Raw genomic sequence first — 25,493 nt, forward strand, 5'->3', positions numbered from 1 at the left:
AAATCACAGGCGCATTTTAAATCATATCTAAGCTATTTTACTAAAGCTGATTCAATAACCTTTTACAGTTTTTATAATGGTATTTTGATTCAGTGTCGCTGAGTTTTGCGTATTTTAATTGTTCAAAATGGTAACAAAAATCAGCCCAAGTGTTATTTAAATGGCTATCTATTTGTGCCTGTTTTGCGTTTGTTACTGTAGATAAATTAATTTGATTGAATGTTTGGCTTGTTTGTTTATGGATAGCATACTTTTTTTCCAATATTTTGCACGCTTTAGCAGATAGTTTATCCAGTTTGCTGTTATGGCTTTTTTGAGAGGCAAGCCACCACGCAATTAACGTTAAGAACGCAAGCAAACTGATAACCATGATCAATATAATGAATTGGGTAAACCACTGACCACTTTTTCCAAACAAAAAATTAAATATATCTTTTTGTTTAGCGTTATTATAATTTAGTACCCACAAAGTCCATTGGTAATCTAAGTTGGCAATCAGTAATCTGATATTTTTGATCGCATTTATTTGATCATAGCCCAGCAATGAAAACCCTCGATCAGCCAAAAAGTTATCGTTACCAATTGCCTGCCTTAAGTCAAATTCAATTCTGTCAGGCGCCACATAAGCGGTTGGATCAATTCGTGTCCAGCCAGTATCAGCTTGCCAAATTTCAACCCATGCATGAGCATCGAATTGATAAACACTGTAATAGCCACCAGTTGGATTATATTCTCCGCCTAAATAGCCAGCGACAATTCGAGCTGGAATATCAGCTAGGCGCATTACATAGGCAAATGCGCTGGCATAGTGCTCACAAAACCCCGTTTGAGTATTAAAAATAAAATCATCTATTTTATTAGGCGCTTGTAACTTAGGTGGTTTCGTTGAGTAATAAAATGCCTGCTGATTAAAATGAGCGAGTATGCGTTTAATTAACTCAGCATCAGTTTTAGTTTGTTGCTTAAGCTGTGCTAACCATTGGCGTGTTTTTGGATTATCCCCTTTCGGTAATTGTAAATTTAAAAGCTTAATTTGGTTTTTATCTTGAGTGACTAAATTGGCTTGCGGATAAGAAGTAACTTGATATTGAAACTTTTGAGTCAATTTTTCAGTTGAATACAAACTAAAATCTGGTAATGACACCACTTGACTATGTTGACTGCTGGCTAAATCTAAAGCAAATAACCAATTTTGAAAGCTGGCTTCGGTAACGATTTGGTAGTCAAATGTTTTGCCACTTAATTGAGCTGTTTGGGTTCCTATTTTTTCATTTTCTGCTTTGTCTTGCCAGCGCTTCATATAGTCGCTGCGTTGCCAGCTGTCGCCATCAAACTGCTGCAGCACAAATGCTCGCCAATACAATTGATTATTATTGGGCACTTGACCATTAAAATTGGCGCGAAATGCTAGATTATTAGACTGACTTAACTCAGCGATATCGCCAAACTTAATTTCACTGTGCAGTCCGCGGGTTTGACTACTTGTTTTTGGCATTTGCCACAGGGGTGGTAATCTAGGCATAACTAAAAATAAAATGGCGGCTACAGGCAACGCTAAAATTGCAATTTGACTGAGCTTCGCGAGGGCTGTTTTTAGTGAGGTGATTTGGCAGCTATAGCTATACAGTGAGCTTAAGGCTAAAGTGATGGCAAAAAATAAAATGAGTACATGATAAAATTGGGGATAAAATAGTAAATTTGCCGCCACTAAAAATAATAAAACCCAAGCACAAGTTTTCAGTTCTCGACCCTGTTTCATGTTAGCAATACTCAAACTTTGCAAGCAAATTAGCATCGCGAAAAGGGAAGTTAAAATATCTTTGGCAAAATAACTGCTAATTAAAATAGCGGTTGCAAAAACATATAGAGTAATTAAATGTCGCTTTTTCAATTTAAAATTTGGGTAGTAGTAGGCATATAAGCGAATTGCCATACAGGCTAGCGCAAAACAAAATGGATAAAAACTGGTTTCAAAAGCCTGGTAAAACAAAGTGATCAGGTTACCAGCAATAAACAAAATTAAACTGGTTAGCGATATTGGCTGTACGTGATTTTGATTTTTGATTTTCATGGATGCTTGGCCAATAAAATTAAACACTGTGTTAAATGATCGGGCCCTTGAGCCGGCGGCAATTCAGTGTGATTTAACTGTAAACCATATTGGTAACCTTGCGCTTCTGCTTGAATGATTAGCCATGTGAGTTTTCTGAGCTTGTCTTCGTGAGTTTGCGCACTGATATGTTGGATTGCATACCAGACTTGGCTGCTTTGTGGTTGGTCAAATTGTTTTATTTGCCAGTTTTGATTTATCGTTATTCGTTTCCAAGCCACGCGAGACAAAGCGTCTCCAGCTTGATAATTTTTTAAGCCTTGAAAATCATAACCTGACATTTTATGGTCAATATTATAGTTATCGCTTTTATCGCCTGCTTTACCTGTGCCCGCTAAATACTCTGGACACGCAAGTGGTTTAGGATAAATGAGTGTTTGTTGGTTAAAATCAAGATAACTAAACGCAGTAAACAAACCTAAAGGTGCTTGGCTAAATAGTTTGATTCGAGGGAGTTGCCATACGCCTCGGCTAGGCGCTGTCCAGTTTAGTTTTAGTAGCTGTAAGTTTGGTTTTAGTTGTTTAATATGGGTTTGGGCTTCATCTTGCCAGTTTAAGTCGAATCTGAGTTTGGTTGAGTTTAGATGAATATCCAGCTGAATTTTATCATGAGCATGCACCGCTTGAATTGCTTTAGCCTGACAGTGAAGACCTGATAAATTAAAATAACTTAAATACAAAATAATAATCCAAACAGAGATAAGCCAGTAGCTTAATAGTAAGCTTAAATTATTTTCATAATTGGTCGCGAGTAAAAATATAGCAAAAGTGATTAACAGATAAGCAATGCCCGCTCGGCTGGGCAAAATAAAAATATTACGTTTATTAAGTTGTTGGCTCGCATTTTTTGGAAATCGTTGTTTTAACCAACGATTAAATGGTTGCTTAATCATTGGCCACATCACTAAACTGGATTAATTGCACTGAGTAATTTATGGCTATAATTTAATTCGTTTTGATTATTTGCGCCAAGATGAGTTGCCGCAGGGGCAAGCCTGTGCTCAGTAACGGCAGGAAAAATAGCCTGTACATCATCAGCGGTAACAAATTGGCGGCCTTCAATAAAAGCCCAAGCTTTTGCCGCTTGTAAAATTGATTGACTGGCTCTAGGCGATAAAGCAAATGGAAACTCACTGCTTTGACGACTTAAATTAACCAGTTCTAAAATATAATTAAGTAACTCGTCAGAGGCATGTATTTGAGTGACTTGTTGCTGCAAATTTTGTAATTGTTGCTTATCAATACACGCAAAGTCAATTTCATTTATTGAAGGGCTTTGTGTCTTTTTTAACATATCCAGCTCAGCAGAATGAGGTGGATACCCTATACTAATTCGCATTAAAAAACGGTCTAGTTGACTCTCTGGTAATGGATAAGTGCCAGATTGATGTAACGGATTTTGTGTCGCAATAACAAAAAAAGGCGAGGGGAGTGAATGAGTTGTGCCATCAACACTTACTTGGTTTTCCGCCATGGCTTCGAGTAATGCGCTCTGTGTTTTTGGGCTCGCGCGATTAATTTCATCAGCTAAAATGACTTGATTAAAAATCGGACCGGGATGAAAGTTAAATTCATGTATATCGGCTTTAAAAATAGAAACCCCAACAATATCGGCGGGGAGCAGATCAGAGGTAAATTGAATTCGGCTAAAACTTAGTCCTACTACGGCTGCTAGGGCATGTGATAAAGTGGTTTTGCCCATACCGGGTAGATCTTCTATTAATAGATGTCCTTTAGCTAATAAACAGCAAAGTGACAATTTAATGGGATCTTCTTTGCCTAATACAAGACTGGATATTTTATCAATTATTTGCTGGTTTATATCATCCATTGTAGCGTCGCTTATTACTTTAGGTTATTGAATCTAAAGGTAGTTTAACTTTAAGTAATCTGCAATTTAACGCTAAAAAGTAACCATAGATAAACTTAGCCTTTTAATGAATGTGGTAACACAATACTCACTTTTAATCCCTTGGGTGTCAAGTTACTCGCTGATAGTTGTCCTTGGTGTCTGTGAATGGCTTTTTGTGCAATCGCCAGACCTAACCCAGTTCCCCCAGAGTGGCGCTCTCTCGCTTTAGCAACACGGTAAAAAGGCGTAAATATTTTGTTTATCTCATTTTCACCCACCCCGTTACCAGTGTCAGTAATATTAATATGAATGAGCCCATCTTTTAATTCAAGTGTGGTTGTTACTTCACCGTATGCGGGAGAGTATTTAATTGCATTTCGCACGATATTTTCAATGGCTGTGGTCAAAAGTATGATATCGGCATTCACTGTGATATCACTTTGCAATTGTTTATGTAATTGAATATGCTTTTGCTCGGCTTCCACCTCGGCTGCCTGAATGACAGAGCTGATTGTTTTGGCCAAATTAATTTGGGTTAAATCTAATGCCATATCTTCGTTCTCAAGGCGAGCAAGACGTAATACATTACCTATCATTTCATCGAGTTTATGGATTTCTGTTTCAATGCGGTTGAGTTGTTTGTCACAATCTTGTGGATTTTTGATGGCTAATGCTAACGACAGCTCTAAACGGGTTAATGGGGTTCTAAGTTCATGGGAAACATCGCCGAGTAAACGCTTATGAAGTTCAAATTGGTTTTCAATTTTACCCGCCATATAGTTAAAGTCTCGGGCTAAATCACCTAGTTCGTCATGGCGCTTAGCAATAACATCAATCCGGTGATTGTAGTGACCTTGAGCTAAAGCATGGCTAGAATTTCTAAGCTGGCTAATTGGAACACTGATATTACGAGCAATAATCCAACAAGGTAAAATAGTCACAATCGCAGCTAAAACCAGCTTTAACCAATCAGGCATTCTCCATAATAATTTGTAAAATTCATTTCGAGATTTGACACGGTAAGCAATAAATATTTCATATTCCTCTCCAGTTTCTATGATTTTAACCGGACCGGTTAAAATATATTTATCAAGTTGTATTTGTTGTTTGCTATTAGCGATGGCTAACAGCATTAGTTTTTTCATTGGGATATCTTCAGGTAAGCTATTGGGTAGTATTATCTGTCTTGAATTTTGTTTTTTAAGGATAAATATCCGTCTTTTATGCTTGTTTTGTAATTTTTTTATGGTCTCGACTGCACTTAATTGTGGGTTACGATTAAGTTGTTTTCTGACATTGTTAAGCTGATTGATATGATAAGGATCGGCAGGCGTTAACCCTTCCATTTGGGAAATTTGATAACTGATAAATAATGCCAGCCAGATAAGGGCAACAACAGCACCCCAAAAGCCTAAAAAAATGCGCCCAAATAAATAATTAAATGGGTTTAATTTACTGACATTAATTAAAGAAGTAAAACTAAGCATCTTGATTCGTTTCAATTAATAAACGATAGCCAGCCCCGCGAACGGTTTTAATTTGAATGCTCTCATCCGATTTTAATTTTTTACGTAAATTACTGATATGCATATCAATGCTACGATCAAACTGCATTAACTCGCGACCAAGTATTTGCTGGCTTAATGTTTCTTTGCTAACCAATTGCGATAAATGTTCAATTAAATATAATAAAAATTGAAATTCAGTACCGGTTAATTCAACTTCTTGGTCATTGAGCCTAACGTTATGACTATTGTGATCTAAAATTAAATTACCGACTTGGGTTGAATCTGTATTGTATTGTTGCTGCGCATATTCAAACCGGCGTAATATTGCTTTAATTCGAGCCAGCAATTCGCGGTGATTAAAGGGTTTAGGTAGGTAGTCATCTGCGCCAAGTTCTAACCCTAAAATACGATCAAAATCATCCCCTTTGGCAGTTAACATTAATACTGGGGTTTTCGAAAACTGTCTTAATTGTTTTAATGTTTCAAACCCGTCAATGCCCGGCAACATAACATCTAATAAAACTAAATCAATTTTGTCATGCCGAAGTTTATCTAATCCGGTGTAACCATCTTGGGCAATATCGCATTCAAGTGAATCAGAACTTAAGTACTCAGCTAATAACTCAGCGAGGGCTTGGTCGTCGTCTATTATTAGAATTTTCTTTACAGTCACTGTTACTTATTCGCCCATTTTACTATTGATAAGCTAACTATACTGTCGGATTTATTTGGTGCAACGCTTTTACAGTATTTTTACACTATTAAATGTTAGCTTTGCTTAAAAAAGCTTTGGATGCGGGCTTAACTAAGCTAGTCTAACTTGGTGATTAATGACATTAATTTAAGAGTGAAGAGTAAACAAAATGGAAAAATTACCCAGTTTAAGAAACTTACAATATCTGATTAAACTGCACGATTTAAAAAGTTTTAACCGAGCAGCGCAAGCCTGTTTTGTGAGCCAATCAACCTTGAGTTCGGGAATTCAAAATTTAGAAGAACAACTAGAAAAGCAATTAATTGAGAGAGATCATAAATCTTTTGTATTTACACCGCTCGGAGAAGATTTAGTGGTGATGGCAAAAGCAATTGTGCAGCAAGCGAGCGAATTAAAGTCTTGCGCGGCAGATAATCAAGCGCCGATGTCTGGGGTGATTAAATTAGGTTGTATTCCTACCATAGCGCCTTTTTTGTTTAAAACCATTTTTCAGCAGTGTCAGCAAGTTTATCCGGACCTTAAATTACAATTAGTTGAAGATACAACTCAAAACTTATCGACGTTATTAGAAAGTGGCGAAATTGATTGTGCTTTGATGGCTTTACCTGTTGAGGTAAACGGTTTTCATTGTAAAACTTTGGGCGAAGATAAATTTTGGTTAGCGGCACATCCAAGTTATCAAAAACTTAATGTAGAGCACTTTAGTTATGATAATTTTCCAGATGAAAGTATTTTTTTATTGCAGGCAGAACATTGTTTAACCGAGCACGCGGTGACAGCTTGTCGGCTTGTTAATAAAGCGAAAGTTAGCAGTATGTCTGCCACGAATTTACATACTTTGGTTTCTATGGCTGAATGTTTACGAGGGGCAACTTTTGTGCCTCAAATGGCGATAGACGCGGGTATTATGGATTCATCTGAGCTCATTTTATTGCAGCCCAGCAATGAATCAGCCAGTCGGGATATTGCACTGGTTTGGCGTCAAACAACGCGTCGTGTGACCACGTTTAATTTGTTTGCAGAGTTAATAGCTCAAGTTATTTAGTTAACTTTTAGTATGATAATTATATCCGCAAACAGGCTTAATCAATCTGGAATATGTTAGAAAATGATAGGACATCACTTTAAATCTGCAACATATCAAACTGCCATTGTTATAGTATTATTATAACAATGGCGATAATGAATGCGCTCTGGGTTATGCTTGAGTGTAAACCGCTTTTAAGCGCTCAATAAAGCGAGTTAATTCACCAGACATTAAAGCAAAATCGGCATCGAGTCGTGCCATTTTATCTTCATCGGTAATGTCTTCATTTTGTTCTTTGACAACATCGCTAAATTTAATCCGTTTTATGGATGAATCATCTGCCAGTACACAACTTAACGTATCATCCCAATCCACAGCAATTTTAGTTACCTGTTTGCCGTTATTTAAGTGGTTTTGTAAATCATCAGAATCTAAACTTAAGTTTTTAATGCGAAGTGTTCCTTCGTCTTCGGCAAAATCTTTTAGCTCAACCTCGGTCCCTAAGCTGAAATCGCTTGGGTGATCACCACGCATCCATTCTGTAAAGGTAGCCATTAGTGGGGTTTCAATCTCAAGTGGAATCACGGGGAGTGAGCCTAAACATTTTCGCAAATAAGCAGTTAGCTCTTCTGCTTTATTTGGACTTGATGCTTCGATAACGATCCAACCTGCTTTCATTGCAATATAAGCATTTACAAAAGAAGATTTAGTAAAGGCTTGCGGTAATAGGGTATGAATAAGCTCTTCTTTAATATTTTGTTTTTCTTTACCTTTAACTTTACGGCCTTCGGCTTCTTCAATCTCTTTAAGTTTGTCTTCTAATTGTTCGCGTACTACGGCTGCTGGTAACACTTTTTCTTGTTTTTTTAAGCATACTAATAAAAAGTCGCCAGCGTTATGAGTTAAGGTTGCCGCTTTGGGGCCTAACGCGGGTGTCCAACCAATTGATTGCATATCGGTTTTACCGCATGGCTGGAAACTAAACTCTTGTAGTTTCTCTTCAATTTGTTCAGCGTTAAATTCTACATCTTGGGTGAATTGATAAAAAAAGGCGTTTTTAAACCACATAAGTCCGTATCTTAATTTCTAAAAAGTTGTGAGCTATCATACCCAAGTTACTGAATGCCTGCATCAAATTATCGCGTGAAATATTCTAGATGTTGAATAAATCAGCAGTTTGAGACATCTGTTTAGAAAGCATGTTTACGATCAATAAACCCAAGGGGTTGAGCTTGGTTATTTAGGTTCAGCTTCTATCGTTAGATCGCTTGTTGGATGACAACAGCAGGGCAAAATTTCGCCTTTTCGGACAAACGCGAGGGGTAGGTTAGGGTAGTCTACTTGGCCATCAATTAAAACAGTTCGGCAAGCACCACAGTAGCCATCTCGACAATGAAAGTGTACAACTAGCTCTTTTTTTTCAAGGTAATCAAGCAAGCAGGATTCACCTGATGCTTGATATTCACTTTGAATAACAGTGTATTTTATTAAATCAGACATTTTGAGCTGTGCAATTACAGCTCAAAATCATCAAAGTCATCAGTATTGACTTCACTGTCAATTTGACCAACAAGATATGAACTAATTTCAGCTTCTTGAGGCGCCACTTGAACATTATCGCTCACCAACCAAGCGTTAATCCATGGGATAGGATTTTGCGTTGTAGGAAAAATACTTGGCAAGCCAATGGCTGTCATTCTAGTATTGGTTATGTATTCAACGTACTGGCATAAAATTTCTTCGTTTAGACCAATCATTGAGCCATCTTTAAATAAATATTTTGCCCAATCTTTTTCTTGCTCTGCTGCAATTTTAAATATTTCAATCACATCTTCGCGACACATTAGGGCAATTTCAGCCATTTCTGGATCATCTTGTCCATCAGCCATAATGTTAAGCATGTGCTGAGTACCAGTTAAATGAAGCGCCTCATCACGGGCGATTAATTTAATAATTTTAGCGTTGCCTTCCATTAGCTCTCGTTCTGCAAAAGCAAAACTACAGGCAAAGCTCACATAAAAACGAATGGCTTCTAACACGTTAACTGCCGCAATACACAAATAAGTTAAACGTTTTAATTCTTTTGAATTAACTTCAACTTCTTCGCCATTGACTTCATAACAACCTTCGCCACGAGTATGGTAAAGCTGTGTTGCTTGAATCAATTTGTCGTAATAGTGCGAAATATCATAAGCGCGTTTGAGTATTTGCTCGTTAACGACAATATCGTCAAACACTAAACCAGGTTCATTAACAATGTTTCGTATAATGTGGGTGTATGAGCGACTATGAATGGTTTCGCTAAATGCCCAAGTTTCAATCCAAGTTTCAAGTTCTGGTAATGAAACGATCGGAAGTAAAGCAACATTAGGTGAGCGGCCTTGAATGCTATCAAGCAAGGTTTGATATTTTAAGTTACTTAAAAATACATGGCGCTCATGCTCTGATAATTTTTGAAAATCGGCTCTGTCACGACTGACGTCAATTTCTTCCGGACGCCAGAAAAAGCTTAGCTGTTTTTCGATAAGACGCTCAAAAATTGGATGTTTTTGTTTGTCGTAGCGAGCTACATTCACGAGGCTGCCAAAAAACATGGGTTCGTTAAGATAGTCTGTGTTGTTTTTATTGAAAGTTGTGTAACTCATAAGGGACGATTTTTCTCTTTAACAAAGCATAGGGCCGCATTGTAATAATACGGCCCTGAAACTAAAGTGATTAATAATTATATTTTACACGCGCCGCCAGCACAATCATCATCAGCTGGTTGGCTATCTTTTTGCGGATCTTCCGCGCCATCGCGAGTGTTGTGATAATACAGGGTTTTTACCCCTAACTTATAGGCATAAAGCAAATCTTTTAATAATTGCTGCATAGGTACTCGGTTATTGGCAAACTTGCCCGGATCATAATTGGTATTAGCCGAGATAGTTTGGTCAATAAATTTTTGCATAATAGCAACTAGCTCTAAATAACCTTTATTAGAGGGAATGCTCCATAATAATTCATACTGATTTTTTAGGTTTTCAAAATCAGGCACAACTTGACGTAAAATACCATCTTTACTGGCTTTTATACTGACAAAACCACGTGGTGGTTCAATGCCGTTTGTCGCATTTGAAATTTGCGATGACGTTTCTGACGGCATTAATGCTGACAAGGTTGAATTGCGCAAACCATGTTGCTGAATATTGCTTCTTAATGTTTCCCAATCAAGGTGCAATGGTTCGCCACACACATTATCAACATCTTTTTTATAAGTATCAATTGGTAAAATACCCTGTGCATAGGTGGTCTCTGAGAATTTTTCACAGGCACCTTGCTCTTGAGCCAATTCGTTTGATGCTTTTAATAAATAATACTGAATGGCTTCAAACGTTTTATGTGTTAATCCATTTGCGCTGCCATCAGAATAACGTACGCCATTTTTGGCTAGGTAATAAGCATAATTAATAACCCCAACACCAAGCGTTCGACGGTTGATACTTGAGTTTCTGGCTGCAGGGATTGGATAATCTTGATAATCCAATAAGCAATCTAATGCTCTAACGGTAAGTTGCGCAAGTTCATCCAGTTCTGATAATTCTTTAATTGCACCTAAATTGAACGCAGATAAAGTACATAATGCAATTTCAGCTTCTTCGTCGTTTACATCGCGTAGTGGCTTAGTCGGCAACGCAATTTCTAAACATAAGTTACTTTGCTTAATCGGTGCGACTTTTGGATCAAACGGGCTGTGTGTATTACAGTGATCCACATTTTGTAAATAGATACGACCCGTGCTGGCACGTTCTTGTGCAAATAAACCAAATAATTCAGTGGCTTTTATTGCCTTTTTACGAATAGAAGGATCGTTTTCGTACTTCACATACAATTCTTCAAATTTAGGTTGATCAGCAAAAAATGCATCGTACAAGCCAGGTACGTCGCTTGGGCTAAACAAAGTGATCGATTCGTTTTTAACCAAACGCTGATACATTAAACGGTTAAATTGAACACCGTAATCTAAATGGCGAACTCGGTTATCATCGACACCTCGGTTATTTTTAAGCACCATTAACGATTCTACTTCTAAATGCCATAGTGGGTAGAACAAGGTTGCTGCGCCACCACGAACCCCACCTTGTGAACAGCTTTTAACCGCAGTTTGAAAATGCTTATAAAATGGAATACAGCCTGTGTGAAAAGCTTCGCCGCCGCGAATTGTGCTGCCTAACGCTCGGATATTACCAGCATTGACCCCAATTCCAGCTCGTTGGCTAACATATTTTACAATGGCACTTGAGGTAGCATTAATTGAATCTAGGCTATCTCCACATTCAATTAATACACATGAACTAAATTGACGAGTAGGGGTACGCACGCCTGACATAATAGGCGTTGGTAATGATATTTTAAACGTTGAAATCGCATGATAAAAACGCTCAACATAATCCATTCGTGTTTCAGCTGGATATTTTGCAAATAAACAGGCAGCCACTAAAACATATAAAAATTGAGGGCTTTCATATATTTCACCCGTGACTCGGTTTTGAACTAAATATTTGCCTTCTAACTGCTTTACCGCACCATAAGAAAAGTTTAAATCGCGGTTATGAACTAAAAACTCGTCCATTTGTGCAAATTCTTGCTCGGTATAATCGGCTAGCAAATGTGTATCGTATTTGCCTGCTTCACATAAGTCGACCACATGTTTGTATAAAGCTGGCGGCTCATATTGGCCATATGCACGTTTGCGCAAGTGAAAAATCGCTAAACGTGCAGCTAAATATTGATAATCTGGAGACTCTTCTGAAATCAGATCCGCTGCCGATTTAATAATAGTTTCATGAATATCTTCTGTTTTGATGCCATCATAAAATTGAATGTGAGATTTCATTTCAACTTGAGACACAGAAACATTATTAAGACCACTTGAAGCCCAAGTAATCACTTTGTGCATTTTGTCTAAATCTAGAGGTTCTTTTACGCCGTTACGTTTGGTCACTAAAAGCTGGTCATTCATGCGAATCTTCAATCCTGTTTTTTTAGTTGTCTTTCTGCGGTTAATCGACACTGAGGTGTATCCCGAACATCTGTTGATTAAATGGTATACACAAGATGTTGGGGCAGAAATCAGAATTAACACAAGATAATGAGGTTTTGCATTGAAAGCAAGCCAAGTTTTGATTTGAAAATCACAAGAATTTAAGTTTAGTAAAAAGCGTTAGTACCCACTAACTTCTTAAATTTTGAAATACGCTAATATCTCACTTTTCAATGCTGAATGTTTGAGAATAAAAAAATTAAAATTTACGTCATTTTTTTCTACTAAAAAACCATACTAAAATTAGGTTATTTTATGAGGCAGAAGATTAATTAAACGATCTGTTTTTTTATTGTTCAAAGGTTAAAAATCAATCAGTTTAAATAATCAACTAAGCTTGATGTTTTGTTCGTCATTTTTAACTAAAACACGTTAAAGCACTTAATTTTAACTTGGCGTTTTAGGTATTTTTAAATTGAGTCAGCAATTGGGTTAATGTATTTGCATCTTCAAGTATATAATTAGCTTGCCATTGCTCTACCGGCATAGGATCTTGCGTATAGCCCCAATTAGCAACCATGCTTATCATATTTGCTCGGTTACCCGCTTCTATATCCCTTTGTGCATCGCCAACGTACCAGCAAGCATTAGGGTTTACGTTCATTCTTTTGCACGCGTGTAATAGCGGAGTAGGATCGGGCTTTTTTTGGGGTAAACTATCGCCACTAATATTTATTTTCGACGAATCGAGCGCCGGATGAAAAGTAATAAGCTTATCCGTCAAAAATTCAGGCTTATTCGTGACTATGCCCCATGGAATATCTTGGCTGTCTAATTCATTTATACAGGCTTCTACCCCTTCAAATAATTGAGTGTAGCGGCTAATATTGGCTTCGTACTCTGCCAATAACCTATCGCGTAATCCTTGAATAGCCGGGTTATCAAATTGATCAAAATCAACACCGAGCCCTAACTTGAGCAACCCAAGAGCGCCATGTGAGGCAACTGGGCGATATTCTTCAAATGTTTTAACCGGGCGATTTAATTCAGTTAATACATGATTGAGCGATTCGCCCAAATCTTGAGCGGTATCGAGTAGGGTTCCATCTAAATCAAACAGAACGGCCGCAGGTTTGCTTAGATTTTTTGTGCACATAAAATGTAATTAACTCCCGGGTCTGAATTGATTTTGAAGCTTTTTAATAGCGGATTAAAATGGATGCCGTTAACGCGTGATACTTTTAAACCCTGTAATTCAATCATATTGATAAGTTCGCTTGGGCGTAAAAACTTTTTGTAATCATGAGTCCCTTTGGGCACTATATTTAACAAATATTCAGCCGCGACAATACCTAATAAATACCCCTTAACGGAGCGATTTAAGGTTGAGCAAAATAAATAGCCACCAGGTTTAACTAATTTGCAGCATGCTTCAATGACAGAGGCAGGATCAGGTACATGCTCTAACATTTCTAAACAGGTAACAACGTCAAATTGAGCTTGATATTGCTCAGCAAAAGGCTCCACGCTGGTGTGTTGGTAGTTAATGTCAAGTTGTTCTGATTTAGCGTGTAATTGCGCCACTTTTATTGAATCGGGGGCGGCATCAATTGCCGTAACATGCGCACCTTGTTTGGCTAAAGCTTCAGCCAAAATACCGCCGCCACAGCCGACATCTAATATTTTTTTATCGAATAAAGGTTGGGCCAACTCTGCAATATAATTGACGCGGGTTGGGTTCATTTGATGCAAAGGCGCAAAATCGCCAGATAAATCCCACCAATGTTGTGCGATTTGATTAAATTTTTCTATTTCTAATGGGTCTATATTATTCACTGTGTAGCCATTTTGTTGCGAATTTTAATCTCATTATAAAATGATCTGATAATTGAACAAGCATCTTATTAAAGCTTATCTGTATTTTTCAATGGTATGAGGCTGACAATGTGTTAGAATTGCGGGCTAAAAAGTGGTTGTCTGTTTTATATTAGTTAACTTACAGATAGTTCCATTTAACAAGAACAAGTATTACAAATTAGGGAATAGTCCTGTTTATGAGCGATTTGGCGAAAGAAATTCTTCCGATCAATATAGAAGATGAATTAAAAAATTCTTACCTTGATTACGCAATGAGCGTGATTGTAGGACGCGCTTTACCTGATGTCAGAGATGGTTTAAAGCCGGTGCATAGACGTGTTCTGTTTGCAATGAGCGAGCTCAAAAATGATTTTAACAAACCATATAAAAAATCAGCTCGTATTGTTGGTGACGTGATCGGTAAATATCACCCACATGGTGATAGCGCTGTGTATGACACCATAGTTCGTATGGCTCAACCTTTTTCGTTACGTTATATGCTAGTAGACGGGCAGGGTAACTTTGGTTCTGTTGATGGGGACTCGGCAGCAGCAATGCGTTATACCGAGGTGAGAATGGCTAAAATTGCACATTCTCTGTTAGCTGATTTAGAAAAAGAAACGGTTAATTTCTTACCTAACTATGACGGCACAGAACAAATTCCTGAAGTTTTACCAACGCGCGTGCCTAATTTATTAGTCAATGGCTCATCAGGGATCGCCGTAGGCATGGCAACCAATATTCCACCGCATAATTTAACCGAGGTCATTGGTGGCTGTTTAGCCATGATTGAAAACCCGGATATTAACGTGGAAGAATTAATGGAATATATTCCAGGCCCTGATTTTCCTACTGCCGCTATGATTAGTGGTAGAGCGGGTATTGAACAAGCATACCGCACGGGTCGGGGTAAAATTTATTTACGAGCACGTGCTGAAGTAGAAGTAGCAGATAATGGTCGCGAAACCATAATCGTGACTGAAATTCCATATCAAGTAAATAAAGCACGTTTAATTGAAAAAATAGCGGAATTAGTTAAAGAAAAACGTATAGATTCTGTTTCAGCATTACGTGATGAATCTGATAAAGATGGCATGCGTATTGTGGTAGAAGTTAAGCGCGGCGAATCGGGCGAAGTGTTATTAAACCATTTATATTCATTAACTCAAATGCAAGTTGTATTTGGGATTAATATGGTAGCGCTAGATAACCAGCAGCCCCGTTTATTTAATTTAGTCGATACCTTAAAAGCGTTTTTAAACCACAGACGTGAAGTGGTTACTCGTCGTACAATTTTTGAATTACGTAAAGCACGAGAAAGAGCCCACATTTTAGAAGGCCTAGCAATAGCGCTAGCAAATATTGACCCGATAATCGAACTAATCAAAAGCTCGCCGACACCCGTTGAAGCCAAAGCTGCTTTAATATCGACAGCTTGGGAATTAGGGGATGTTGCCAACATGCTGGAACGAGCAGGCACAGATGCAGCCCGCCCAGAGTGGTTAGAAGATGCCTACGGTATCCGAGATGGTCAATATTATTTAACAGAGCAACAAGCTCAAGCGATTTTAGAATTACGTTTACACCGTTTAACCGGTTTAGAACATGAAAAAATCTTAGACGAATATAAAAACTTATTAGCTGAAATTGCAGAGCTACTCCATATTTTATCGAGCTCAGTGCGCTTAATGGAAGTCATTCGTGATGAATTGATTGCTATTCGAGCTGAGTTTGGTGATGAGCGACGAACCGAAATTACCGCCGCAGCTCATGATATTAATATGGAAGATTTGATAGCAGAAGAAAATGTTGTCGTGACTTTATCGCACGAAGGCTATGCTAAATATCAGCCATTAACTGAATATGAAGCCCAGCGACGTGGTGGTAAAGGTAAAGCAGCTGCCAAAATGAAAGATGATGATTTCATTGAAAAACTGTTAGTGGCAAATACCCACGATAATATTTTATGTTTCTCAAACCGTGGTCGCTTGTACTGGTTAAAAGTTTATCAATTACCATTAGCGAGTCGAACGGCGCGTGGTCGTCCAATTGTTAATTTATTACCACTTGAAGAAAACGAACGCATTAGTGCCATTTTACCGGTTAGAGAATACGAAGACGATAAATTCGTTATCATGGCTACTGCAAATGGTACCGTGAAGAAAACGGCTTTAAAAGAATACTCGCGGCCTCGTGCAAACGGTATTATTGCGCTTAATTTAAATGATGGTGATCACATGATTGGGGTTGATATTACCCATGGTGATAACGACATTATGTTGTTCTCAAATGAAGGTAAAGTGGTTCGCTTTAACGAACAGCAAGTTCGCTCAATGGGCAGAACAGCAACCGGTGTTCGTGGTATTAAGTTAGGTGAAAACCAAAAAGTGGTTTCAATGATTGTGCCGCATAACGATGGTGAAATCTTAACGGCGACTGAAAATGGTTTTGGTAAACGTACTGCATTAGATGATTACCCTGCGAAAAGCCGAGCCACAATGGGGGTTGTTTCTATAAAGGTGAGTGAACGTAATGGAGCTGTGGTTGGCGCTGTGCAAGTCACTGACAATGAAGAAATTATGCTGATTAGTAATAAAGGCACCCTAGTTAGAACCCGAGTATCGGAAGTATCAGTGGTTGGTAGAAACACCCAAGGTGTTAGATTAATTCGAACCGGTGAAAGCGAACTGGTTGTGGGGTTACAGCGAATTGACGAGATAGAAGAAGACGAAATAGAAGAAGCTTTAGAAGAAGTAGCAGAATTAGAGCAAGCATCAACTGAAGCCCCCGCGCCAACCAATGACGCTGCGGATGATCAAAATACAGAAGGTGAAGACGATAGCCATGAGTAAACCTGTATATAATTTTTGTGCCGGACCGGCCATGCTACCAAAAGAAGTGATGGCAACGGCACAGCAGGAATTTGTGAATTGGAATCAACAAGGTTGCTCGGTGATGGAAATTAGTCATCGAAGCCAAGATTATTTAGATGTTGCTTATCAGGCTGAACGTGATTTACGTGAATTAATGAATATTCCAGACGATTATGCTGTGTTATTTATGCATGGTGGTGGTCGTGGACAATTTGCGTCAGTCCCATTAAACCTGTTACCAGAAAACAGGGTAGCCGATTATATATTAACTGGCTCTTGGTCTAAATCTGCTTTAACTGAAGCTCAGCGTTTTGGTGATGTTAATATCGCTGCTGAGACCTATAAAAAAGATGGGCTCGGCTCTGTGTTACCATTTGAACAATGGCAACTGTCAAAAAACGCGGCTTATGTTCATTACTGTCCAAATGAAACGGTAGATGGTATTGAGTTTGACTATATACCGGAAACAGATAAACCTTTGATAGCGGATATGTCATCTTGCATATTATCTAAAGAAATTGATGTTTCTAAATTTGGACTTATCTATGCCGGCGCGCAAAAAAACATTGGCCCTTCAGGTCTTGCGATTGTTATAGTACGCAAAGATTTAATTGGTAAAGCACGAGCTCAAACACCATCTATTTTTGACTATTCGGTTCAATTAAACAGTGAATCTATGTTTAATACACCACCTACTTATGCCTGGTATTTAGCGGGTTTAGTATTTAAATGGTTGAAACAGCAAGGTGGCGTTAAAGCGATTGAACAAAGAAATAAAGAAAAAGCAGCGCTTTTATATCAATTTATAGACAACAATGCTTTTTATCAAAATCGGGTTGAAACTCGGTATCGTTCAAAAATGAATGTGCCTTTTTATCTTAAAGATGAGAATTTAAACACCGCATTTTTACAAGATTCTAAAGCGCAAGGTTTGCTGGCATTAAAAGGTCATCGTTCAGTTGGCGGAATGCGGGCAAGTATTTATAACGCGATGCCGCTAGAAGGCGTGCAAGCATTAGTTGACTTTATGCAAGATTTTGCAAATAAAAATGGTTAGTTAAGCAAATAACAAATTAGAGGTTAGGGATGGCGGAACAAATTCCAGTCATAACAATTGATGGTCCAAGTGGTGCTGGAAAAGGCACTGTCAGCAAGAAGATTGCAGACAAACTAGGTTGGCACTTTTTAGATAGCGGCGCTATCTATCGTGTATTAGCACTCGCAACCGTTCACCATGATATTGATCCGTCTGATGAAGAATCTGTCGCGCCGCTGGCATCTTGTTTAGACGTGCATTTTAAATCATCAGCAGATGGTTCAACCATGGTGATTCTTGAAGGCGAAGATGTCTCTAAAGAAATTCGAAACGAAAAAGTAGGTGCCGTTGCGTCAAAAGTAGCTGCACTTCCGACAGTTCGAGAAGCTTTATTAAGACGTCAACGTGCTTTTAAAGAATCGCCAGGTTTAGTCGCAGATGGTCGAGATATGGGCACAATTGTGTTTCCAAATGCAGATGTGAAGGTTTTTTTAAACGCTTCAGCGCAAGAAAGAGCAAAAAGACGCTATCTACAGTTGAAAGATCACGATCCTAGCGTTAAAATTGAACAACTTTTAGCCGACATCCAAGCTCGAGATGAAAGAGATAGTAATCGCAGCGTTGCGCCATTATTGCCAGCCAGTGATGCACTTGAAATTGATTCTACGAGTATGACGATTGAGCAAGTAGTCGATCAAGTTTTTTCCTACATGCAAGAAAAGCTAGAATCCTAATTATTTATTGCTCTGTACTCAAATGGTTTGAGTATAAACCTGAGCAGGAAACTAGAATATGGACTTTCTGGTTATTTTTAACAACCCTGGGTTAGCCGGATATAACTCGGATTAATATATTAAGTAAACTTTATTTATGACCGAAAGTTTTGCACAGCTTTTTGAAGAAAGCTTAAATGAAATCGAAACTCGCCCTGGTGCCATCGTAAAAGGTACTATCGTTGCCATTCAGAAAGACGTTGTTTTAGTTGACGCTGGCCTGAAATCAGAAGCTGCTATTCCTGCAGAGCAATTTTTCAATGCTCAAGGTGAAGTAGAAGTTAATGTTGGTGACCAAATTGATGTTGCACTAGACGCTGTTGAAGACGGTTTCGGTGAAACAATTCTTTCTCGTGAAAAAGCTAAGCGCCATGAAGCTTGGATTCGCCTTGAAAAAGCTTGCGAAGACAGTGAAACGGTTACTGGTTTAATTAGCGGCAAAGTTAAAGGTGGCTTTACTGTTGAAGTTGAAGGCATCCGTGCATTCTTACCTGGTTCTTTAGTAGACGTTCGTCCAGTTCGTGATACTACTTACCTTGAAAATGCAGAGCTAGAATTTAAAGTTATTAAACTTGACCAAAAACGTAATAACGTTGTTGTTTCTCGTCGTGCAGTTATCGAGCAAGAAACAAGTGCTGAGCGTAGCGAGTTACTTGCTAACTTAGAAGAAGGTCAAGAAGTAGCTGGTATCGTTAAGAACTTAACTGACTACGGTGCATTCGTAGATTTAGGTGGTCTTGACGGTCTATTACACATTACAGACATGGCTTGGAAACGCGTTAAGCATCCTAGCGAAATTGTTAATGTGGGTGATGAAATCACAGTTAAAGTACTTAAGTTTGATAAAGAAAAATCACGTGTTTCTCTAGGTCTTAAGCAATTAGGTAGCGATCCTTGGGCTGAATTAGCCGATCGTTTCCCTGAAGGTGCTAAGCTTGAAGGTCGTGTTACAAACTTAACTGACTATGGTTGTTTTGTTGAGATTCAAGAAGGTGTTGAAGGCTTAGTTCACGTTTCAGAAATGGATTGGACTAACAAAAACATTCACCCTTCAAAAGTCGTTAACTTGGGCGATAGCGTACAAGTTATGGTACTTGAAATTGATGAAGAGCGTCGTCGTATCTCATTAGGTTTAAAACAATGTAAACCTAACCCATGGGAAGAGTTCGCTAAGAACTACGCGAAAGGCGATCAAGTTACTGGTAAGATCAAATCTATCACTGACTTTGGTATCTTCATTGGTCTTGACGGTGGTATCGACGGTCTTGTTCACTTATCTGACATTTCTTGGAATGTTACAGGTGAAGAAGCAGTTCGTAACTACAAAAAAGGTGAAGAACTGACTGCTGTTGTATTACAAGTTGATGCAGAGCGTGAGCGTATTTCACTTGGTATCAAGCAAATCGACGAAGACCCGTTCACTAACTACCTGACCGCAAACAAAAAAGGTGCTATTGTTAGTGGTAAGGTTACCAGTGTTGACGCGAAAGGCGCGACTGTTGAATTAGCTGAAAGCGTTGAAGGCTACATCCGTGTTGCAGATATCTCACGCGAGCGTGTTGAAGATGCATCAACTGAATTTAACGAAGGTGATAGTGTTGAAGCTAAATTTATTGGCGTTGACCGTAAAAACCGCGTTGTCAGTTTGTCTATTAAGGCAAAAGATGAAGCAGACGAAAAAGCAGCTGTAGAATCTGTTAATAAACAACAAGATTCTGCTGTATTCAGCAATGCAATGGCTGAAGCGTTCAAAAACGCACAAAAAGACTAATAATGTCTATTGGGAGTAGATTATTTCTACTCCCTTTTCCATACCTTTGTTATACTTTGGTAACCTAATGGTGTTGACCTAACCGGAGTATATAATTATGACAAAATCTGAACTGATTGAATTGATGGCAAACAAACAACCCAGTCTTCCTTTAAAAGAAATGGAAGCTAGCGTTAAAGAGTTGCTTGACTACATGTCTGAATCCCTTTCTACTGGTGAACGTATTGAAATTCGCGGCTTTGGCAGTTTTTCATTACATTATAGAGCCCCTCGTGTTGGTCGTAACCCTAAAACTGGCGAAAGTGTCCAGCTAGACGGAAAATACGTCCCTTATTTTAAACCGGGTAAAGAAATGCGCGAACGCGTTAACGATAACCTGTAGATTACACGTTTTGAAAACTGCACTTTATCTTATTATATTACTGGCGGTAGCTGGTATTTTATTGTTACTTTCGTCTTACAACACAGACGTAGTACAGTTAAATTACCTGCTTGCAGTTCAGTCGATGCCGCTATCTGTGGTGTTGGCAATATTTCTTTTTATTGGGTTTGCTTTAGGCTGTTTTGCTTGGGGATATTACCTATTAAAAATGCGTATTCAATTGCAAAAACGCAATTGGAAAATCAATAAATTAAATCAAGAGATAGAACTGCTCAGATTGCAGCTAAAAGATAAATAATGCCAGAATTATTATTTTTATTACTACCCATCGCAGCTTTTTATGGATATGTGATGGGGCGCAATAGCTATCGCCAATCACAATTAAAACAGCACGAAAAAATCAACCAAGATTTTTTATCCGGCCTTAACTTATTTTTGAGCAATCAAAGAGATAAAGCCATAAATGTGCTGATTGAAAACCTTGAGGTGAATAACGAAACATTCACAACTCACATTGCTTTAGGCAAACTGTTTAGAGCAAAAGGTGAAAACGATCGTGCGATTAAAATTCACCAATTTTTAGCTAAACAAGACGTATTAAGTCCAGAACAACGCCGACTTTCGATAATTCAACTTGCGCGCGATTATGTTGATTGTGCTTTATACGACCGAGCCGAAACTTTACTGCTACCTCTATTAGATGATAAAGAGTGCTCACGCGAAGCGCGCTTAATATTATCTCGTATTTATCAAACATTTAAAGACTGGCAGCAAGCATTTGAAGCAATAGAGCCTATTATTTCACAAGATGGCGAATTGTATCATGTCACTAAGGCTTACCTGTTATGTGAAATGGCCTCAACTGAGTCGGCTACTCTTAGGCAAGATATGCTTCAGCGTGCGCTTGGATACGATCCAACCTGTGCGCGTGCTTATTTAGACTTAATTGATTACTATATTGAACAAGCTAATTTACAAGAAGCAGCTAAACTAAGTCGCTTGTTTGCTGAAACTTGCCCTGATTATATTGCGTTATTGATTCCTAAATTAAATAAAGTGTTTCCTGATTCTGCCATTCAACTAGATTTTTTGTTATCTATATCGAGTCAAATTAAGAGCACGTCTGTTGTGGCTGCTATAGCTGAAATACTCGATAAGCAAGACAGGGTGGCTGAAGCCCGAAAAAATGTCCTTGGTATGCTTGATAAACACGCCACTATCGCCGGTTTTGCGCAATTATTAAAACTAAATGCACGTAAAACAGATGCACCTGAAGCACAGCAAATGATGCTTAATTTAGAAAAAATGGTCGTTAATAAAATAAAGCAACTACCAAACTATGAATGTGAGCAGTGTGGTTATCAAGGTAGTTTATTATTTTGGCAGTGCCCTAGATGTAAACACTGGGGCAGTGTCAAACCTATAATTGGTTTAACTGGAGATTAAATTTGACTCTTTCTAGCATAAAAGCTTGTAATTCCCCCGTAATAGTCGCGTTAGACTTCAATGATAAAAATAAAGCGATAGAGCTAGTTGAAAAGCTAAACCCAAGTGAATGTCGCTTAAAAGTAGGCAAAGAAATGTTTACTTTATTTGGTCCTGAGTTTGTTAAGGCCTTAGTCGAGAAAGGGTTTGACGTTTTTTTAGATTTAAAATTTCATGATATTCCTGCAACCACAGCTAAAGCTTGTGTTGCAGCAGCTAGCTTAGGTGTTTGGATGCTGAATGTACATGCCAGTGGTGGTCAGGTGATGATGCAAACTGCCAAAAAAGCACTAGAAGAGAATTTTGAAAACCCACCCTTATTAATTGGGGTTACTGTACTCACCAGCATGGACGAAAGTGATTTAGCTGGTATTGGTGTGACTAAATCTGCGGCTGAGCAAGTTAAAATGTTAGCGACTTTAGTTAAGCAATCTGGTTTAGATGGGGTGGTGTGCTCAGCTCAAGAAGCTGAAATATTACGTGACGCGATAGGCCAAAACTTTGAATTGGTTACTCCAGGTATTCGTCCTGAAGGTTCAGATAAAGGCGATCAAAAACGGATAATGACACCCAAACGAGCCATAGATTCAGGCGCTAGTTATTTAGTAGTAGGGCGGCCAATAACACAAGCTGAAAATCCAGCTGAGGTACTTAAGCAAATTAATGCCTCTTTAGCTTAAGCGCAGTCACAACACATCAATAAGGCTTAAAACAAAACGGCGATACTTAAAAAGTATCGCCGTTTTTTTTGTAGCTTAACCAATATTTAAAGCTAATTTTTAAACGCTAATATAAATTAAGGTTTAACCAAGCTTAAAAAGTATAAGGCTTAAAAAGTGTAAGATAACTGAAGGCCTAATGCGCCTTTTCTATCTTCTGCATATTGACCAGCTAAATCAACATGGAATACGCCAAATGGTGCCAAACCTAATCCAAAGGTGTATTTACCGTCGTAATTACCTTCAATGTCATGCTTGTAACCTAAACGAAGCTGAGCCCATTTAAATAAGTCACCTTCGATACCAATTGACGCATATTGGCTGTCATCTTCACTACCGTTGAATCTTTCAGTACCTGTTAATTCTACATCAGCAGCAATAGTGACATAACTTGCTTGATAAGCAGCACCAAGGGTAAATTCAGGGCCAATTTTATAAGTCACAATATTATCATTAACTTCAATTGAACTGTAATCTGCGCTCATTAAGTTTCGGGCTGACAAACCTAAAGTCCAGTTTTGGTCTACTTTATAAACCATACCTAAATCAACATTAAAATTAGATTCGTCATTTAAGTATTCATCTGCATCGAAATCATCTTCGTCGAAATCAGAAATATTTTCGCGATAGTTAAAAAAGTCAACTCTTTGATTTTTTAGTGTGATACCCACGCTAAATTGGTGACCTTGATATTCATAATTGTCAGCATAAGTCACACCTAACTCTAAAACATTTGCCGCAATAACTTGAGCCGCTGAATTTAAGTTATCTTCAAGTTCTTCTGTTGATTTTGCCTCGCGAATAACTTCACTATCGTGGTCTTCATCAATATCGGCAATTAATTTTGCATCAATTTGGGTATCACCAAATAACGCCATAGAACCAAAACGTGTGTGGCCGGCAATTACTAAACCGGCATCCACACCAATCAGTAACTCACTATCTAGTCCAGTAAAAGCTTCAATTAACGCTTCTTTTTCTTCTTTTGCGATCATTTTAGGATCGGCATTTGGATCAGGGTTTGCTTGATAATTATCTAAAGCGTCTTCTAATCTGTCATAAGCATCTTGAAATTCATCAATGCCGTTGGCCAAATCGTCTGAATCTTCGGCTTCGATTGATAAACCTGGTAAAATCATCCCAAAATCATCGGTTTCGTCAATTTGGCTGGCTAGCAAAGCTGGATTGTTCGTTGGTGCACTTAGATAGCTGCCGCCAACGGAACTAACGCCACCCATACCCATAGCACGGATTTCTGCTGCTTGCGCATGCACGCCGTATAACGACATTAAAATTGCAAATGACAGTTTTTTCATGGTGTGTTTCCTTGATAGTTTATTATTAATAGGCTGGTTATTCCCTAAGCTGTGAGCTTAATTGTTATCTTGCCTATACATCAATATTTTTTCGCTACCCCTATAAAATAGCGAAAATTGGTTAACGACATCCATCTTCTACGAAAAGTGCAAAGTAGTAATTGATATCGTTAACTCTAATTGTAATCCAGAAATGGTTAAAAATTAATTAATTTTTTATTAAGTGGCAAATTAGCGAGAAAACTAAATTTGACAAAACTAGCGTGAAAAGTGTGATTGAGATCAAATTTTGAGGTGAAAATCAGAAGTAAACTGGGTAATACTTCTGATTTTTTAAATTTACAAATTAAGCTTTTTCTTGGCTTAACTCGGTCTTGGCGCGCTGTTGATTATTGGCTTTTTTTCGTCGTTTTCGGCTGTAATCGCATTTTGGTAAACCCGGATCGTATAGTCGCACCGTTTTCCATTTTTTATATTTATCTTCGTCCATACTGTTGCCTACAACATCCCACTCCGCTCTAAATTGAATGGCTGTGCGGTAAGCATGCAACTGCAAATCGGGTGAAAAATCAGAATAACCTAACGAAAATGTTTTAACTGCAGGTTTGCCATTTCGCCGATAACTGACCCAATAAAATCGTTCAATCTCATTACGTCGTTTATCAAGCTTTTCGCGATAGCCCACGCCATTAAAGCCACAGCTTGTACCAGGTTTTGGCTTATGCTGGCGTTTAATTCTGTGAGTAGGGTAAAGCATTTTTAATTGACGATTTCTATTCATAGCCGCTTTTAATGCTTTATCAATACCGCCCCATTGTTTATACGAATAAAAGCCACCCATATCCATTTTGTCACGAATAAAACGCATTTGGCAGCCAGATTTACAAGGAAAGCTAATTCCATGGGCGTCAATTTCTAAAATGCTTCTTAATTGTTTAGGGATGTATTCTGGTAATGACACAATCATTAAACTCTCTGTTTCAAAGTTAACACTTAAGTTATAAAACAAACATTAGGCAAAAAACGTATCGTATTGAACGGGTATT

Annotated in this window: 22 protein-coding genes; 9 read left to right on the top strand and 13 right to left on the bottom strand. The window is 38.2% G+C overall.

Annotation, left to right across the window (positions count from 1 at the left end; genetic code table 11):
- Positions 1–40 precede the first annotated feature (40 nt).
- From OLW01_RS06350 to OLW01_RS06370, 5 genes are all read right to left on the bottom strand, one after another.
- Positions 41–2,071: a transglutaminaseTgpA domain-containing protein gene (locus OLW01_RS06350; RefSeq protein WP_268075896.1), complete on the bottom strand. Its 2,031-nt coding sequence runs from the start codon at positions 2,069–2,071 to the stop codon at positions 41–43.
- On the bottom strand, positions 2,068–3,003 hold the full coding sequence (locus OLW01_RS06355) for a DUF58 domain-containing protein (protein WP_268075898.1): 936 nt from the start codon (positions 3,001–3,003) through the stop codon (positions 2,068–2,070). The genes OLW01_RS06350 and OLW01_RS06355 overlap by 4 nt, the downstream gene beginning before the upstream one ends.
- Positions 3,004–3,014: 11 nt before the next feature.
- Positions 3,015–3,941, bottom strand: a complete 927-nt coding sequence (locus tag OLW01_RS06360; protein WP_268075900.1) for an AAA family ATPase — start codon at positions 3,939–3,941, stop codon at positions 3,015–3,017.
- 95 nt (positions 3,942–4,036) lie between these two features.
- A complete protein-coding gene (locus OLW01_RS06365; protein WP_268075901.1) occupies positions 4,037–5,449 on the bottom strand; it encodes an ATP-binding protein in 1,413 nt (470 codons plus the stop codon).
- Entirely contained in the window at positions 5,442–6,143 is a 702-nt protein-coding gene (locus OLW01_RS06370; protein ID WP_268075902.1) for a response regulator transcription factor, read from the bottom strand. The genes OLW01_RS06365 and OLW01_RS06370 overlap by 8 nt, the downstream gene beginning before the upstream one ends.
- Positions 6,144–6,333: 190 nt before the next feature.
- Between OLW01_RS06370 and OLW01_RS06375 the strand changes: the two genes are divergently transcribed.
- On the top strand, positions 6,334–7,230 hold the full coding sequence (locus OLW01_RS06375; RefSeq protein WP_268075903.1) for a hydrogen peroxide-inducible genes activator: 897 nt from the start codon (positions 6,334–6,336) through the stop codon (positions 7,228–7,230).
- Positions 7,231–7,383: 153 nt separating this feature from the next.
- Here OLW01_RS06375 and rdgC read toward each other — a convergent pair whose 3' ends face one another.
- The 6 genes from rdgC to ubiG all read right to left on the bottom strand — a co-directional run bounded on the left by rdgC (position 7,384) and on the right by ubiG (position 14,071).
- Entirely contained in the window at positions 7,384–8,280 is an 897-nt protein-coding gene (gene rdgC / locus OLW01_RS06380) for a recombination-associated protein RdgC (RefSeq protein WP_268075904.1), read from the bottom strand.
- 168 nt (positions 8,281–8,448) lie between these two features.
- Positions 8,449–8,712: a class I ribonucleotide reductase maintenance protein YfaE gene (gene yfaE, locus OLW01_RS06385; RefSeq protein WP_268075906.1), complete on the bottom strand. Its 264-nt coding sequence runs from the start codon at positions 8,710–8,712 to the stop codon at positions 8,449–8,451.
- 14 nt (positions 8,713–8,726) lie between these two features.
- Positions 8,727–9,857 (bottom strand): class Ia ribonucleoside-diphosphate reductase subunit beta, encoded by a 1,131-nt coding sequence (gene nrdB, locus OLW01_RS06390; RefSeq protein WP_268075907.1) that lies wholly within the window; start codon positions 9,855–9,857, stop codon positions 8,727–8,729.
- A gap of 77 nt (positions 9,858–9,934) precedes the next feature.
- The gene (gene nrdA, locus OLW01_RS06395; RefSeq protein ID WP_268075909.1) at positions 9,935–12,214 is read right to left on the bottom strand and encodes a class 1a ribonucleoside-diphosphate reductase subunit alpha; all 2,280 of its coding nucleotides are present in this window, start codon (positions 12,212–12,214) and stop codon (positions 9,935–9,937) included.
- Positions 12,215–12,695: 481 nt separating this feature from the next.
- On the bottom strand, positions 12,696–13,391 hold the full coding sequence (locus OLW01_RS06400) for an HAD family hydrolase (protein ID WP_268075911.1): 696 nt from the start codon (positions 13,389–13,391) through the stop codon (positions 12,696–12,698).
- A complete protein-coding gene (ubiG, locus tag OLW01_RS06405) occupies positions 13,373–14,071 on the bottom strand; it encodes a bifunctional 2-polyprenyl-6-hydroxyphenol methylase/3-demethylubiquinol 3-O-methyltransferase UbiG (RefSeq protein ID WP_268075912.1) in 699 nt (232 codons plus the stop codon). The genes OLW01_RS06400 and ubiG overlap by 19 nt, the downstream gene beginning before the upstream one ends.
- Positions 14,072–14,289: 218 nt before the next feature.
- Between ubiG and gyrA the strand changes: the two genes are divergently transcribed.
- From gyrA to pyrF, 8 genes are all read left to right on the top strand, one after another.
- Entirely contained in the window at positions 14,290–16,944 is a 2,655-nt protein-coding gene (gene gyrA, locus OLW01_RS06410; RefSeq protein ID WP_268075913.1) for a DNA topoisomerase (ATP-hydrolyzing) subunit A, read from the top strand.
- Entirely contained in the window at positions 16,937–18,022 is a 1,086-nt protein-coding gene (serC, locus tag OLW01_RS06415; RefSeq protein ID WP_268075915.1) for a 3-phosphoserine/phosphohydroxythreonine transaminase, read from the top strand. The genes gyrA and serC overlap by 8 nt, the downstream gene beginning before the upstream one ends.
- Positions 18,023–18,051: 29 nt before the next feature.
- The gene (gene cmk / locus OLW01_RS06420; RefSeq protein WP_268075916.1) at positions 18,052–18,735 is read left to right on the top strand and encodes a (d)CMP kinase; all 684 of its coding nucleotides are present in this window, start codon (positions 18,052–18,054) and stop codon (positions 18,733–18,735) included.
- Between the two features lie 136 nt (positions 18,736–18,871).
- Positions 18,872–20,545, top strand: a complete 1,674-nt coding sequence (gene rpsA, locus OLW01_RS06425; protein ID WP_268075917.1) for a 30S ribosomal protein S1 — start codon at positions 18,872–18,874, stop codon at positions 20,543–20,545.
- Between the two features lie 97 nt (positions 20,546–20,642).
- Positions 20,643–20,927 carry an integration host factor subunit beta gene (locus tag OLW01_RS06430; RefSeq protein WP_268075918.1) on the top strand — a complete coding sequence of 95 codons (285 nt, stop codon included), beginning with the start codon at positions 20,643–20,645 and terminating at the stop codon, positions 20,925–20,927.
- Between the two features lie 10 nt (positions 20,928–20,937).
- Positions 20,938–21,225: a LapA family protein gene (locus tag OLW01_RS06435; protein ID WP_268075919.1), complete on the top strand. Its 288-nt coding sequence runs from the start codon at positions 20,938–20,940 to the stop codon at positions 21,223–21,225.
- A complete protein-coding gene (locus tag OLW01_RS06440) occupies positions 21,225–22,373 on the top strand; it encodes a hypothetical protein (protein WP_268075920.1) in 1,149 nt (382 codons plus the stop codon). Before OLW01_RS06435 ends, OLW01_RS06440 begins: the two co-directional genes overlap by 1 nt.
- A 2-nt stretch (positions 22,374–22,375) precedes the next feature.
- Positions 22,376–23,092 carry an orotidine-5'-phosphate decarboxylase gene (pyrF, locus tag OLW01_RS06445; protein ID WP_268075922.1) on the top strand — a complete coding sequence of 239 codons (717 nt, stop codon included), beginning with the start codon at positions 22,376–22,378 and terminating at the stop codon, positions 23,090–23,092.
- 149 nt (positions 23,093–23,241) lie between these two features.
- On the opposite strand, the gene OLW01_RS06450 is transcribed toward pyrF, so the two are convergent.
- Positions 23,242–24,447, bottom strand: a complete 1,206-nt coding sequence (locus OLW01_RS06450; protein ID WP_268075924.1) for a conjugal transfer protein TraF — start codon at positions 24,445–24,447, stop codon at positions 23,242–23,244.
- 346 nt (positions 24,448–24,793) lie between these two features.
- Positions 24,794–25,414, bottom strand: coding sequence for a hypothetical protein (locus tag OLW01_RS06455; RefSeq protein ID WP_268075925.1), 621 nt, complete (start codon positions 25,412–25,414; stop codon positions 24,794–24,796).
- Positions 25,415–25,493: the final 79 nt, after the last annotated feature.

Origin of the sequence: Catenovulum adriaticum (genome assembly GCF_026725475.1) — a bacterium.
Taxonomy (GTDB): Bacteria; Pseudomonadota; Gammaproteobacteria; order Enterobacterales; family Alteromonadaceae; genus Catenovulum; species Catenovulum adriaticum.

What these genes read in the sequence shown, in the direction of transcription:
- OLW01_RS06350 (WP_268075896.1), bottom strand. Translation starts at nt 2,071, where the DNA reads ATGAAAATCAAAAATCAAAATCACGTACAGCCAATATCGCTAACCAGT.
- OLW01_RS06355 (WP_268075898.1), bottom strand. Translation starts at nt 3,003, where the DNA reads ATGATTAAGCAACCATTTAATCGTTGGTTAAAACAACGATTTCCAAAA.
- OLW01_RS06360 (WP_268075900.1), bottom strand. Translation starts at nt 3,941, where the DNA reads ATGGATGATATAAACCAGCAAATAATTGATAAAATATCCAGTCTTGTA.
- OLW01_RS06365 (WP_268075901.1), bottom strand. Translation starts at nt 5,449, where the DNA reads ATGCTTAGTTTTACTTCTTTAATTAATGTCAGTAAATTAAACCCATTT.
- OLW01_RS06375 (WP_268075903.1), top strand. Translation starts at nt 6,334, where the DNA reads ATGGAAAAATTACCCAGTTTAAGAAACTTACAATATCTGATTAAACTG.
- rdgC (WP_268075904.1), bottom strand. Translation starts at nt 8,280, where the DNA reads ATGTGGTTTAAAAACGCCTTTTTTTATCAATTCACCCAAGATGTAGAA.
- yfaE (WP_268075906.1), bottom strand. Translation starts at nt 8,712, where the DNA reads ATGTCTGATTTAATAAAATACACTGTTATTCAAAGTGAATATCAAGCA.
- nrdB (WP_268075907.1), bottom strand. Translation starts at nt 9,857, where the DNA reads ATGAGTTACACAACTTTCAATAAAAACAACACAGACTATCTTAACGAA.
- nrdA (WP_268075909.1), bottom strand. Translation starts at nt 12,214, where the DNA reads ATGAATGACCAGCTTTTAGTGACCAAACGTAACGGCGTAAAAGAACCT.
- OLW01_RS06400 (WP_268075911.1), bottom strand. Translation starts at nt 13,391, where the DNA reads ATGTGCACAAAAAATCTAAGCAAACCTGCGGCCGTTCTGTTTGATTTA.
- gyrA (WP_268075913.1), top strand. Translation starts at nt 14,290, where the DNA reads ATGAGCGATTTGGCGAAAGAAATTCTTCCGATCAATATAGAAGATGAA.
- serC (WP_268075915.1), top strand. Translation starts at nt 16,937, where the DNA reads ATGAGTAAACCTGTATATAATTTTTGTGCCGGACCGGCCATGCTACCA.
- cmk (WP_268075916.1), top strand. Translation starts at nt 18,052, where the DNA reads ATGGCGGAACAAATTCCAGTCATAACAATTGATGGTCCAAGTGGTGCT.
- rpsA (WP_268075917.1), top strand. Translation starts at nt 18,872, where the DNA reads ATGACCGAAAGTTTTGCACAGCTTTTTGAAGAAAGCTTAAATGAAATC.
- OLW01_RS06430 (WP_268075918.1), top strand. Translation starts at nt 20,643, where the DNA reads ATGACAAAATCTGAACTGATTGAATTGATGGCAAACAAACAACCCAGT.
- OLW01_RS06440 (WP_268075920.1), top strand. Translation starts at nt 21,225, where the DNA reads ATGCCAGAATTATTATTTTTATTACTACCCATCGCAGCTTTTTATGGA.
- OLW01_RS06450 (WP_268075924.1), bottom strand. Translation starts at nt 24,447, where the DNA reads ATGAAAAAACTGTCATTTGCAATTTTAATGTCGTTATACGGCGTGCAT.
- OLW01_RS06455 (WP_268075925.1), bottom strand. Translation starts at nt 25,414, where the DNA reads ATGATTGTGTCATTACCAGAATACATCCCTAAACAATTAAGAAGCATT.